At 61.5% G+C, this 12,868-nt stretch carries 10 protein-coding genes and 1 pseudogene; 4 read left to right on the top strand and 7 right to left on the bottom strand.

All coding sequences use genetic code 11. From position 1 onward, the window contains the following. Positions 1-43: 43 nt before the first annotated feature. On the top strand, positions 44-427 hold the full coding sequence (locus tag Q7U49_RS03930) for a DUF302 domain-containing protein (protein WP_304762449.1): 384 nt from the start codon (positions 44-46) through the stop codon (positions 425-427). A 1-nt stretch (position 428) separates the two neighbouring features. Here the strand turns inward: Q7U49_RS03930 and Q7U49_RS03925 are convergent, their stop codons facing one another. The 4 genes and pseudogenes from Q7U49_RS03925 to Q7U49_RS17400 form a co-directional block, all read right to left on the bottom strand. Beyond that, complete coding sequence (locus tag Q7U49_RS03925) at positions 429-2,123, bottom strand: PAS domain-containing hybrid sensor histidine kinase/response regulator (protein WP_304762448.1); 1,695 nt, start codon at positions 2,121-2,123, stop codon at positions 429-431. Between the two features lie 2 nt (positions 2,124-2,125). After that, entirely contained in the window at positions 2,126-5,164 is a 3,039-nt protein-coding gene (locus Q7U49_RS03920; RefSeq protein WP_304762447.1) for a chemotaxis protein CheB, read from the bottom strand. Between the two features lie 85 nt (positions 5,165-5,249). Further along, complete coding sequence (locus tag Q7U49_RS03915; protein WP_370653957.1) at positions 5,250-7,688, bottom strand: PAS domain S-box protein; 2,439 nt, start codon at positions 7,686-7,688, stop codon at positions 5,250-5,252. A 27-nt stretch (positions 7,689-7,715) separates the two neighbouring features. Further along, positions 7,716-8,738 (bottom strand): annotated as a pseudogene (locus tag Q7U49_RS17400) (CHASE3 domain-containing protein); the annotation flags it as partial. Between the two features lie 378 nt (positions 8,739-9,116). On the opposite strand from Q7U49_RS17400, the gene Q7U49_RS03910 reads away from it, so the two are divergent. The 3 genes from Q7U49_RS03910 to Q7U49_RS03900 are packed head-to-tail and all read left to right on the top strand — an operon-like array spanning position 9,117 to position 11,143. Continuing rightward, positions 9,117-9,326 (top strand): glycine zipper 2TM domain-containing protein, encoded by a 210-nt coding sequence (locus tag Q7U49_RS03910; RefSeq protein ID WP_304762445.1) that lies wholly within the window; start codon positions 9,117-9,119, stop codon positions 9,324-9,326. 20 nt (positions 9,327-9,346) lie between these two features. Continuing rightward, a complete protein-coding gene (locus tag Q7U49_RS03905; RefSeq protein WP_304762444.1) occupies positions 9,347-10,252 on the top strand; it encodes a hypothetical protein in 906 nt (301 codons plus the stop codon). A gap of 18 nt (positions 10,253-10,270) precedes the next feature. Then, the gene (locus tag Q7U49_RS03900) at positions 10,271-11,143 is read left to right on the top strand and encodes a YihY/virulence factor BrkB family protein (protein WP_304762443.1); all 873 of its coding nucleotides are present in this window, start codon (positions 10,271-10,273) and stop codon (positions 11,141-11,143) included. On the opposite strand, the gene Q7U49_RS03895 is transcribed toward Q7U49_RS03900, so the two are convergent. From Q7U49_RS03895 to Q7U49_RS03885, 3 genes are read right to left on the bottom strand one after another with little or no spacing between them, the layout of a single operon-like run. Further along, positions 11,127-11,411 carry a hypothetical protein gene (locus Q7U49_RS03895; RefSeq protein ID WP_304762442.1) on the bottom strand — a complete coding sequence of 95 codons (285 nt, stop codon included), beginning with the start codon at positions 11,409-11,411 and terminating at the stop codon, positions 11,127-11,129. The genes Q7U49_RS03900 and Q7U49_RS03895 overlap by 17 nt on opposite strands. 30 nt (positions 11,412-11,441) lie before the next feature. After that, positions 11,442-12,374, bottom strand: coding sequence for an OmpA family protein (locus Q7U49_RS03890; RefSeq protein ID WP_304762441.1), 933 nt, complete (start codon positions 12,372-12,374; stop codon positions 11,442-11,444). A gap of 27 nt (positions 12,375-12,401) precedes the next feature. After that, the gene (locus tag Q7U49_RS03885) at positions 12,402-12,779 is read right to left on the bottom strand and encodes a DUF4398 domain-containing protein (protein ID WP_370653956.1); all 378 of its coding nucleotides are present in this window, start codon (positions 12,777-12,779) and stop codon (positions 12,402-12,404) included. Positions 12,780-12,868 lie beyond the last annotated feature (89 nt).

Genomic DNA, 12,868 nt, shown 5'->3' with positions numbered 1-12,868 from the left:
CCGCACTGACTTTTCGGCGCGGGGCTTCCATTGGAGTATTCCCATGTATTACATCGTGACGACCGACAAGACCTTTCACCAGGCCAGCACCGACCTTCAGGCCGCTGTGCTGCGCCATGGTTTTGGCGTGCTGCATGTTCATGACCTGGGCGCCACGCTGCGCAGCAAAGGCATTGAATTTGTCGAGGAATGCAAGGTGTTCGAGGTCTGCAACCCGGCACAGGCGGCCAAGGTTTTGTCCGTCGATATGCGGCTGAACATGGCCTTGCCGTGTCGCATCTCGGTGTTCACCGAAAAAGGCGTGACCCGGATCGGCATGATCAGACCCGTCCCCATGCTGACGGTCTTGTCCCAGGACGCCGCGCTGGTGCAGGTGGCCGAAGAGGTTGAAGAAAATATCCTGCAGATGATTGACGAGACGAAATAAGTCATGCGCGTTTTTCGGCCAGGGCCAGGCCCTCGTCGAGCGCGTGCAAAAAATCGGCGACCTTGATCGGCTTGGTGACGTAGCGGTAAAAGCCGGCTGCCAGGCCTTTTTCAAGGTCGTGCGGCATGGCATTGGCGCTCAGCGCCAGCACTGGGATATGCCGGGTGACCGGGTCAGACTGCAACAGCTGGAGCACCTCAAAGCCATTGATGTCGGGCAGGTTGATGTCCATCACCACCACATCCGGCGCCAGGCCGCGCGCCATGGCCATGCCACGCATGGCATCGGACGCACCCACCAGGCGAAGGTTCGGGCGCGCGGCCAGCAGCTGGGACATCAGGGCGATGTTGTCCGGGTTGTCTTCAATGTAGAGCACCGTGCGCTGCACCGAATTGGTCAGCGGGAGCGCCAGCACGGGCACGTGCACAGGCACCGGCTGCGTCGCCCGAACTGCAGGGCCGACTTCAGCCGACTCCGCGTCGACATGCGTCAGCTCAAACCAGAACAGACTGCCCTCGCCTTCCCTGCTATCCACCCCCATCTCACCGCCCATGGACTGCACCAGGCGCTGACTCACCACCAGGCCGATACCCGTGCCTTTGGTGCCGCCCATTTCCTGACCCAAGCGGTTGAACGGCTGGAACAACTGGGCGAGCTTTTGCTTCGACAAGCCCGGGCCAGAGTCGCGCACACCGATGCGCAGGCGTCCGGCAGCAGGACTTTCACAACTCACCACCACCGAACCTCCGAGCTGGTTGTACTTGATGGCGTTGGACAACAGGTTGATGAGCACCTGCTTGAGCCGCGTCGGGTCGGCCTGCACACGGCAGGTGTCGGGCAATTCCGGGAAACTGATGTGGACACCGCGGTCTGTCGTCAAGGGCTCGATCAGGGTCTGGCAATCCAGCAGCACGGCGTTCAAAGCCACGGCTTCCATGGTCAAGGCCGCATGGCCCGATTCGATCGAGGCCAGGTCCAGAATGTCGTTGATCAGGTCCAGCAAATACCAGCCACCTTTCAGAATCTGGTCCAGGCTGGCCTGCTGACTCGGTGTGGGTGGCGGTGTGCCTGACTCCATGAGCTGGGCAAAACCCAGAATGGCATTCAGGGGTGAGCGCAGTTCGTGGCTCATGCTCGACAAAAACTCGGATTTGGCCAGGTTCGCCCGGTCCGCTTGCACACGGGCGAGTTCCAGATTTTTGTTGGTCTCGCGCAAGGCCTCATCCAGGCGCTTGCGTTCCGAGATGTCCATCAAAATCACGCGCAAGGCAGGCGCGTCCGTGCCGTCCTGCACCGCACTCACGATCACCCTGACCCAGAGCATGACGCCATCGTTTTGCAACACCTGCAGTTCGCAGCTTTGGGCTTGCCCGGTTTCCAGCAATTGCCGACGGCATTGGTAATAGCTGTCCTGATTGGTCTTGACAATGAAACGGCTCAGGGGCAGCTTGACCAGCACACTGCGGGGAATACCCAGCAAGGTGGCTGCGCGCAGGTTGGCTTCAACAATCAGGCCGCTGGCCGCCACCGTGAGGTAACCCACTGGCGCCAGGTCATACAGGTCGAAATAGCGCGCATGCGACAACTCGAGTGCCAGCTGCGCGCGTCGCAGCTCCTCGTTCTGCGATTGCAACTCGACCTGATGCACCTGCAGGTCGTGCATCAACTGCTCGGTTGTGAGGGGGCCGTGGGTCATGACTATGGCGCTCCATCGGTCGCAGCCCCGACGTCGCTGACGCGCTCGGTGGTGGCAATGGCGTCCACCCGACCGGTCTCATCAAGCAGGGCGGTGGCGGTCAGCCACACATCAAGACAGCGGCCGTCCCGGGTCAGGCGCTGGGTCTGAAAGGGGGCCAGCGTCAGCGCCTGGCTGAGCTGGTGCACCTGGTTCAGGGCAACGGTCTGCAGCGCCTTGGGGATCCGGTCACTCACGTTGAGCTGCAAGGCCTCGGCCTCGGACCAACCATACAGCTGCTCGGCCCCCGGGTTCCAGGCAATGATGCGGCCGTCCAGCGCCTGCACGGTGATGGCATCGTGCGCATCGCGCACCACCACGGCCAGGCGCAACAAGGCATTGACCTTTTGCAGCGCCTCACGCGTGCGCCTGACCTCGGTCACGTCGACAAAGGTCACCACCGCTCCCTCGATCACGTTGTCCAGCGTGCGGTAGGGCAGGATACGCAGGGTGTAGCTCTTGCCATTGGTCGTCTGCACCTCGGTCTCCCTCGGAACCAGGGTTTTGAGGACTTCCTGCATATCCGCCACCAGGCTGGTGTAACCCACCAGGTTGCTCACAATATGGGCCACGGGACGGCCCACGTCGCTCAGAATCAGGTTGATGATCTGGCTGGCGGACGGGGTGAAGCGCAGGATGCGCAAGCTGTGGTCGACAAAGATGGTTGCGATGCCGGTGCCGGCCAGCAAATTGTTCATGTCGTTGTTGGCGCGTGACAGGTCACCCACCTTGGTTTGCAGTTCGGAGTTGACGGTGTTCAGCTCCTCGTTGATCGACTGCATTTCTTCCTTGGAGGTTTCCAGCTCCTCGTTGGTGCTTTGCAGCTCTTCGTTGACCGACTGCATTTCCTCGTTGCTGGACTTGAGCTCGTCGTTGGTCGTTTCCAGCTCTTCATTGATGGCGCGCAGGTACTCTTCCTTGGCTTGCAGCTCTTCATGGAGTTCGGTGATCTGGGCGCGGGCATCGGTCTGCAGCTTGTCGCTGCCGGCAGCGGCGCTGACGGCAGGGAGGGCAGACGGCGCCGGCGCGATGGCGCCCGGGTTGTCGGGCGCCTGTTCCAGCACCACCAAAAACAAGGGCGACGCCAGCGCCGCCGCCGGGACGCCCGGCACCGGGGAAACGCTTAAGTCAACCTGCGTGAAGTGGCCGTTGGTCTTGACGCGCACGCCCGCAACGCGCACGGTATCCAGGCTGGCGGCGGCTTTGTGCAAACTCACCGTGAGGTCGCGCCGCAAGCCGTCGCGCGCCATTTTCAGAATGTTGCTGATACCGGCCTCGCCCGGCGCGGGCTCCAGGTACATGCCGGAGCGCCCATGCAGGTAAAGAATCTCGCCCTGGCTGTTGACCAGCGCCGCGACCGGCGAGAGTTGCTGCAACAAGGCTTGCTCGGTGAGCTCGCGCAAGGAAAGCTTGGCAAGAATGGGCGTTTTTTCGGTGGTGGGCATCGGCGACATGTTCTTGTTCATCAAAGGTGGCAAAAATCGGCCCAGGGCCGCGCGCTGGGCGCCCTGGAAATCCTCCTTGCGCTGGTAAATTTTGGCCTTGCGCTCCAGCACGGCAAACAGGTCACCCTGTTCACCGGCGGACTCCGAGGAGCCCAGGAACAGCATGCCGCCGGGCTGCAGCGCATAGTGAAACAGCGAAATCAGCTTTTTTTGCAACTCTGCGCCCAAGTAGATCATCAGGTTGCGGCAACTGATGAGGTCGAGTTTCGAGAATGGCGGGTCCTTGATCACGTCTTGCTCCGAGAACACCAGCAGATCACGGATGCCCTTGTGCACCCGGTAGGCGCTGCCGTCGGGCTCCAGCGTAAAAAATCTTGCCAGGCGCTCGGGCGTCACGTACTCAGCCAGGCTGGCGGGGTAAAGACCCGCCCGGGCCACGGCAATGGCGCGACTGTCGATGTCGGTCGCAAACACCTGCACCTTGTAGCTGGCCTTGAGCAGTTCAAGCCGTTCCTGCAGCAAAATGGCAATCGAGTAAGCTTCTTCGCCGGTGGAACAGCCCGTGCACCAGACCCGCACGGCGCTCCCCACCGCCTTGCCCTCGAACAGCCTCGGGACGACCTTTTCCTCGAGTGCCGCAAAGGCCTCAGGGTCGCGGAAAAAATTGGTGACACCAATCAGCAGGTCATTGAACAAGGCCTGGACTTCCACCGGGGTCTGCTGCAGGTACTTGACATAAGCGGCCATCGAGTCGATCTGGTGCACCGCCATGCGCCGCTCGATACGGCGGTGAATGGTGCTGGGCTTGTACTGCGAAAAGTCGTGGCCGGTCTGGGCACGCAGCAAGACAAATATTTTTTTCAGGACGTTCCCGCCCATCACCGACGCCGCGCTGGCAGGGTGCGGTGGACGGCCCAGGGCATGGGCGACGTAGGCCACCAGTTGCGCCGCCATTTCGGCCGGTGGCAGCTCAAAGTCCACCAGGCCGGTGGCCAGCGCGCTTTGCGGCATGCCGTCGAATTCAGCGGAAGCCGGGCTTTGCACCATCACCATGCCGCCCTCCGCCTTGATTTCGCGCACGCCCTGGGTGCCGTCGCTGCCGGTACCCGAAAGCACCACACCGATGGCGCGCTCCTGCTGGTCAGAAGCCAGCGACGCGAACAGAAAGTCGATCGGCAGGCGGTGCCCGCGCGGCGCTGCGGGCTCCAGCAGTTGCAGCGTGCCATTGAGAAAAGCCATGTCGCGGTTGGGAGGAATGATGTAGACGCAGTTGGCCCGCACCACCATGCCATCCTTGACCTCGGACACCTGCATGCGGGTGCGCCGCTGGATCAATTCGGTGAGCAGGCTTTTGTGGTCGGGGTCGAGGTGCTGCACCAGCACAAAGGCCATGCCGGGATCGACGTCGCGCGGCATGCCCGAAAAAAACGCCTCAATGGCCGCCAGGCCACCCGCCGAAGCCCCGATGCCGACGATGGGAAAGGGCAGCGGAACAGGCTGCGCCCCGCTGCCGCCAGTGACCGGCCCTTTGGCTTTGACTTTGGGGCGTGTGGCCATGAGATTCTCCAGTGTCAGACCCGGCGGTCTGGTAGATCAACAAGTGGCAGTGTAGTGCCTGCTTTTTTTTGCGTGGCCTGCGAGGCTATGGTTCATGGGTCTCGGCCAGTGCCAGGCCTTCGTCGAGCGCGGCCATGAACTCAGGCACCCGGATGGGCTTGGTGAGGTAGCGAAAAAAGCCCGCGGCCATGCCTTTCTCAATGTCACGCGGCATGGCGTTGGCGCTCAGCGCCAGCACCGGTATATGCCGGGTGGCGCTGTCGTCCTGCAAAATGGCCAGCGCCTGCATGCCATTGATGCCGGGCAGGTTGATGTCCATCACGATCACGTCGGGCTGGTGCGCGCGCGCCATGGCAATGCCGCGCATGGCGTCTTCGGCGCCCAGCAGCCGCAGGTCCGCGCGGCGCGCCACCAACTGCTCCACCAGCGCCATATTGGCCTTGTTGTCTTCCACATACAGCACGGTGTGCACCTGCCCGTCTGATAGCGCCAGCGGCGCGGGCAAGTCGACCACCGTTTGCGCATCGAACGCCAGTTTCGGCTCGGAGGCCGCATCAAGCTCAAACCAGAACACACTGCCCACCCCCACGGAACTGGTGACACCGATTTCACCATCCATCAGTTCCACCAGCCGGCGACTCACCACCAGGCCAATGCCGGTACCCTCTTCGGCGCCGGTCTCCTGTCCCAGCCGGTTGAAGGGCTGGAACAGCTGTTCCATTTTGGCCGCGCTCAGGCCTTCGCCGCTGTCGCGCACACTGATGCGCAGACGCCCGGGGGCATACAACTGGTAAGTGAGCTCGGCCGTGCCGCCGGGACGGTTGTACTTGATGGCGTTCGACAGCAAATTGACCAGCACCTGCTTGAGCCGGGTGCGGTCAGCAAGGACAAAACAGGCATGGTCGACCGGTGCAAACTTGATGCGAACGCCCTTTTGCTCGGCCAGGGGCGCGATCATGGCCTCGCAGTCCTGCAACACGTCCTGAAGCGAGGTGGGCTCCAGCGACAGCGACAGGCGGCCGGATTCGATCAGCGCCAGGTCAAGTATTTCGTTGATCAGTTCCAGCAGGTACCAGCCGGCCTTGAGGATTTGTCCGACACTGGCGGCTTGTGTTCCGGACGGCGCCGGGGTACCCGACTCCAGCAACTGGGCAAAGCCCAGGATGGCGTTCAGCGGCGAGCGTAATTCGTGGCTCATGCTGGAGAGAAAGTCTGACTTGGCCTGGTTGGCATGGTCGGCCAGGCGACGGGCGCGCTCAAGTTCGACGTTCTTGTTTTGCAGCACCAGGTCGAGCCGGGCCCGCTCGGCCTCGACCTGCTTGCGCGCCGTGTTGTCGGTGCCGATCAGCAAATAGCCAATGATGTTTTGCTGGGCATCGCGCAGCGCCGTCACCGACACCACGGCAGCAAAACGGCTGCCGTCCTTGCGGATGTAGGTGAGTTCGTAAATGTCTTCAATGCCGCGGGTGGCCTTGAACACCAGTGCCTCGAAACCGGGGCTGATGTTGCGGTCGAGTTCGACACTCAGGGACCTGGCCCGGGCAATGACCTCTTGCGGATCAGAGATGTCGGCCGGCGTGATCTTGTTCATCACTTCTGCGGCGGTGTAGCCCAGCATGCGCTCGGCACCCACATTGAAAATCTGGATCACGCCCTTGGCATCGGTGGCGATGCTGGAAAAATTGGCGCTGTCGAAAATCGCCTTTTGCAGGGCGCCGGCCTTGTGCAGTGCCTCTTCTGCCGCCTTGCGCGCCGTGTTGTCGGTGCCAATCAGCAAATAGCCAATGATGTTTTGCTGGGCATCGCGCAGCGCCGTCACCGACACCACGGCAGCAAAACGGCTGCCGTCCTTGCGGATGTAAGTGAGTTCGTAAATATCTTCGATACCGCGCGATGCCTTGAACACCAGCGCCTCAAAACCGGGGCGGATGTTGGTCTCGAGCTCGGCGCTCAAGGATTTTGCCCGCGCAATGACCTCCTGCGGATCAGAAATGTCGGCCGGCGTGATCTTGTTCATCACTTCTGCGGCGGTGTAGCCCAGCATGCGCTCGGCACCCACATTGAAAATCTGGATCACGCCCTTGGCATCGGTGGCGATGCTGGAAAAATTGGCACTGTCGAAAATCGCCTTTTGCAGGGCCCCCGCCTTGCGGAATGCCTCTTCTGCCGCCTTGCGCGCGCTGATGTCACGCAAAATGCCGGTGAAGTATCGCTGGCCGCGCAGCGTCATTTCGCTCACGGAAATTTCCAGCGGAAAAATACTGCCATTGTGGCGCCGGCCAAGCACCTCACGACCCAGGCCATTGGCGCGGTCCTCGGCGCTGACGCCGTAATAGGCCAGCGACCCGTTGTGATGGTCCTCGTCAAGCTCGGGGATCAGCAGACTCAGGTGTTTGCCGCCAAGCTCGGCGGCGCTGTAACCAAACATGAGTTCAATGGCCGGATTCACGGTTTCGATGATGCCGCCCTGGGCATGGATGGTCACCAGGCCATCCACCACCGTGTTCAGGATGGTCTGCACCAGGGCGGCGCTGTCGCGCAGGGCCTGTTGCGCCGCGTATTCTTCGGAGATATTGCGAAATACCAGCACGGCACCCACCACCAGGCCGTCAAAGGCGCGAATCGGAGCGCAACTGTCGGCAATGTCAAATTCACTGCCATCGCGGGAAATCAGCACCGTGTGGTTGACCAGGTTCTGCACCGTGCCGTGGGCCAGGGCCTCGGCCACCGGGATGGTGGCCAGCGTGCGGCTGTCCTTGTTGACGATATGGAACACCTCACCAACCGGTTTGCCAAGCGCCTGCGCCTGCGTCCAACCGGTCAGCGCCTCGGCCACCGGATTGAGCAGGGTGATGCACGCGGCGGCATCGGTGGTGATGACACCATCACCAATCGAATTGAGCGTGACCCAGAGCCGTTGCTCACCCTCCTGCAAGCGGTGGTTGGCCTGGGCCAGCAGCGTGTTGCTGGTTTCCTGCGCCTGCAGCAAATGCAGGGTTTCGAGGTGCACCAGACTCTTCACCCGCTGCTGGGACCTCTGGTAGATCAAATAGGCAAAATTCAATGCGAACAGCAGCGCCAGCGCGGCCACCACAAACAGGGTGAGCAACAGGCGTCGCATGGCGGCATCAAAACTTGCCTCGTTGCGCAAGCGGTCCGTGGCCTGCGCGAGGATAAAGCTGTCCATTGCGCTGCGGATCTGACCCATCAGCTGCTCGCCCGTGCCGGCCTCCATCAGCAATCGCACAGCGTTCTGGTCGCCAACACGGCTCAGCGCAATGGCAGCGGCGAGGTCGACCATTTTGGCTTCGATCAGCGGCGACAAGCTGTCCAGGCTGGCCCGGGCAGTGGCAGTGCCAACTTCTTTGCGCAAGGCGTTCAGATCCGGAATGACTTGGTCACGCGCCGCCAGATAGGGTTGCAGGTAGGACTCATTGCCCGTCAAGGCATAGCCCCGCTGCCCGGTTTCGGCGTCTTTCAAGCCAGACAGCAGGTCGTTGGCCATGCCGATGACATTGCGGGTTTGTTGGCGCTGGATGGCGGCATCCGAGATCTGCTGGTAAGACCAGAACATGAAGGCAATGCCACCAGCCACCAGCAACAAGGCAACAGCCAGCCAAGTCAGGGTCTTGGGGATAATTTTCAAAATGGGGTACTCGTGATGCAGGACTGACTAGACGCGAAATGGATACCCCTTATACACGCATCTGTCGCCCAAGGGCTCTTGTTTTGCCTGACAGGGTCATCGATTGACATGCTTCCAGCCTACCGGTACCGGCTTGCAAGGTTTGTGCGCTGGCACACACAGGCCCATGATTCAGGCACAAAAACCATCCTGCCTGTGTGCGCAAGCGCACAGACCCCTCACCGCAGGCATTCAACAATGCAAGCTCGTCCGTGCCAGCATGTGCTGCGTTGCGCGATCCAACTTTTAACTGACTGGAGAATTCTCATGAACTTTACACAACGCATTTCTGCCGCCGCACTTTTGTTAGCCGCCCTGGGCCTGGGTGGCTGTGCCGGCATGACGCACCAGGAAAAAGGTACCGCAACGGGTGCCGTGATCGGTGGCGTCGCCGGCAACATCGTCGGTGGTGGCCTGTTGGGAACGGCCGCCGGTGCTGCCGTGGGTGGCGTCATTGGCCACGAAGTGACCAAATAACACTGACCTGTTTTCGACCCATGCGCGCAACGCACGCCTGGCCAGGCAACAGCTTGCGTCGCCTGGCAGCACTGGTGTTGGCCTGCGCCTGCTGTGGCGCCTGGGCTGCCAGCGATGCGGGGCCGGCAGGCGCCCTGTTGGGTGACTACACGCGCCTGTCACCCGCCCTGACAAACAACGCGTTTGGACAGCCCATGGTGCTCCAATCGGCTGAAGGTGCCACTGGTTTGTCCGGCGACATTTTTGCCGTGGTGCCCTACCCGTTTGCTGCCGTGAAGACTGAAATGAAGTCCGCTGACCACTGGTGCGACGTGATGATTCTGCACATCAACACCAAATATTGCCACGCAGTCGCCGGGCCGCAGGGCACACGCCTGCTGGTCAACATTGGTAAAAAGACACCCCAGGCGATGGCAGATGCGAGCCGGCTGGTGTTTCGCTACAACGAAACCAGAACCTTCAAGAACTACTTTGCCATCACGCTCAGCGCCAAAGAAGGTCCGCTGGGCACCAGCAACTACCGCATTCGTCTGGAAGTGGTTGAACTGCCAGACCAGCAGTCGTTTGTGCACCTGACCTACGCCTACAGCGTGGGCTTTGCCGGGCGCCTGGCCATGCAGACCTATCTGGCCACCGTGGGTGCCGGCAAAGTGGGCTTCAGCAGACTGGCTGGCGGCGCAGACGGCGAAACGGACTATGTTTCGGGAGTGCGCGGCGTGGTCGAACGCAACACCATGCGTTATTACCTCGCCATTGACAGTTTTTTGGCGTCGCGGCGCGAAGCCCCCGCGGCGCAGCTGGAGCATCGCCTGCAAAGCTGGTTCAACGCCGTCGAGCGTTACCCGCGCCAGCTGCATGACGTGGATCGCTCAGACTATCTGGCGATGAAGCGCACGGAAGTGTTGCGCCAGCAAACCTTGTATTGACCTCCCATTGCCTTGACCATGCCCCTTGACCTGCCGCTGTACTGGGTTTTGCTGAAACAGGTCTTTCATGCCTGGCTCGATGATGATGTGCCCAGCATGGGCGCTGCCCTGGCTTACTACACGCTGTTCTCGCTGGCGCCGCTGCTGCTCATTGTGGTCAGCGTGGCCGGACTGGTGTTTGGTCAGGAAGCGGCGCGCGGCGAGATTGCGCTGCAGTTGCGCTCCTTGATGGGTGAGCCCGGCGCGGACGCCATTCAGGCGCTGCTGGTCAGCGTCGGCAAACCCGCCGAGAGCACCTGGGCCACGCTGCTGGGCGTGCTGCTGTTGCTGATTGGGGCCACCACCGTGTTTGGGGAACTGCAAACGGCGCTCGACCGCATCTGGCGCGTGCCCGCCACGGCACCGGTGAGCGGCTGGCTGCGCCTGCTGCGCGCCCGCTTGCTGTCCTTTGGCATGATTCTGGTGATCGGATTCTTGCTGATGGTATCGCTGGTGCTGAGTGCCGCACTGGCCACCATGGAACGTTTGTGGAGCCCGCTGTTTGGCGGCTGGATCGCGATCGCCAGCGCCAGCAATGCGGCCGCCGGGTTTGCCCTGGTCACCGCCATGTTTGCCCTGATCTACAAGGTGATGCCGCGCGCCCAAGTGCTGTGGCGTGACGTCTGGACCGGTGCGCTGTTCACCGCCCTGTTGTTCAGCCTGGGCAAGGCCCTGATCGGCGTCTATATTGGCAGCAGCGGCATCGTGTCGGGCTTTGGTGCTGCCGGCTCGCTGGTGGTGGTGCTGTTGTGGGTGTATTACTCGGCCCAGATCTTTTTGATCGGGGCCGAATTCACCTGGGTTTACGCCAACCTGTTTGGCTCCAGAAAGACGCTCAAATCTGGGATTTGAAGTAGTTGAAGGAATGCACGAAAGCCTCTCGCACCTTCTCCATTTCCGTCGTCATGACGTTCCAGTTGTCTTCGCCCGCCGCCTTGAGCTCATCGAGCTTGGCGCTGGCCAGCTTGGACTGGTGGCGCAGCTTGCGCATTTCTTCCAGGTAAGCGGCGCGGGCGTCGGCCTTGGCCTCGGTGGCCTTGGCGTCAAGCTTGTTCATGCTGGCGTTGAGCTCGTCAAGCTGCGACTTCATTTTTTCGATGTACACATTTTTGGTGGTCATGATTTTTCCTTGGGTTGAATGACTTGGAAATCAGCGTGCAATCACCTTGCCGCTGTCATCCGACAAAATGATCTCGACACGACGGTTGAGCTGGCGACCCGCGGCGCTGTCATTGCCAGCCACCGGAAAAGATTCGCCGTAACCGCGCATGTCAATGCGCTCACGCGCCACCCCCATCTCCAGCAGGGCGGTACGCACCGCACCGGCACGGCGCTCTGACAAACCCTGGTTGTAGTCGGCGGCGCCCGTGCTGTCGGCAAAGCCTTCAATCAGCACCTTGCGCTGCGGGTTTTGCTGCAGCACATCAGCCAGCTTCTGGGCGCTGCGCATGCCGTCGGCGGTCAGGCGCGACAGGTCGGTACCGAACAGCACGTCACCCAGCGTGATGACGATGCCGCGTGCGGTCTTTTTGGCGGCCAGATCAGCCAGTTGGGCTTCAAGCTGTGCGGCGCGGGCCTGAGCCTCTTGCGTCTGGCGCTGGGCGTTGGCGGCATCCAGTTGGGCTTGCTGGGCGGCAAGTTGTGACTGGGCGGCATTGCTTTGCGCCTGTTGTGCGGCCAGGGTGGCTCTTTCAGCACTCAGTTTGGCGGCATTGGCTTCGTTGGTGCGCGAGTCCAGGCGCATCTGGTCACGCTCCTTGCCCGCCGTGGCGATTTCTGCCTCGGCCATCTTGCGTTTCGTCACCTCTTGTGTCAGGGCAATTTTTTGCTTGGCCAGGTAAGCCAGGTTGTTGATCTTGTCGTCGCTGCCGCGCTCCTTGGCTTCCACATTGGCCTGGGCCATGGCCTCGGTGGCCTGCCTCATTTCCAGTGGCGCGTAAGTAGCCACGTTGGGATTGCCTTGAGCCACGGTGTAGTCGTCTCGGGCCTGCTCCAGCAGGGAGGTGGTTTTAGGGCTTGAGCTGCAGCCCGCCATGAGGGCGGCGACCGCCAGAACGATCGGGGCCAATTTTGTTTTAGTCATGATTTTTCCTGTCAGGATGAAAAGGGTTTAACGCGGACGATCGAGCTCTTCGCGCAGCACGCGGATGTCATCCTGCAAGACATCGGCAGCAGCCTGTGCCTTGATGGAACTGGCTTTGCTTTGCGCCAGCTTGGCATCGGCTTGGGCCTGGTTGGCCAGTTCGATCGCCAGCTTGTAGTCCTTGGCCAGCATGGCTTTGTTGGCCAGTGCCAGTTTTTCCCGGGCTGCGGTCATTTCGAGCGGCGCATACTGGGCGCCACCGGCACCCGCCGCATTGGCCACGGCGGCATTCGACACCGCCACATCGGCGGTTGCAGGGGTCTTCAAACTGGTGCAACCCACCGTCAGCGCAAGGGCGGCGGCAGACAACAAGGCGAGGCCGCCTCGGGTGTTCATTTTCGTCATGGAATCTCCTGTAACTGAGCTCCGAAAGCGGAATCGCCTTGGGCAGATCAGGTTATAGGCGGGGCATCCGGAAAGGTCTGTTCGCTGGC

Origin of the sequence: Rhodoferax sp., from assembly GCF_030653815.1 — a bacterium.
GTDB lineage: Bacteria > Pseudomonadota > Gammaproteobacteria > Burkholderiales > Burkholderiaceae_C > Rhodoferax.
This window is presented reverse-complemented; position numbering and strand designations above follow the sequence as displayed.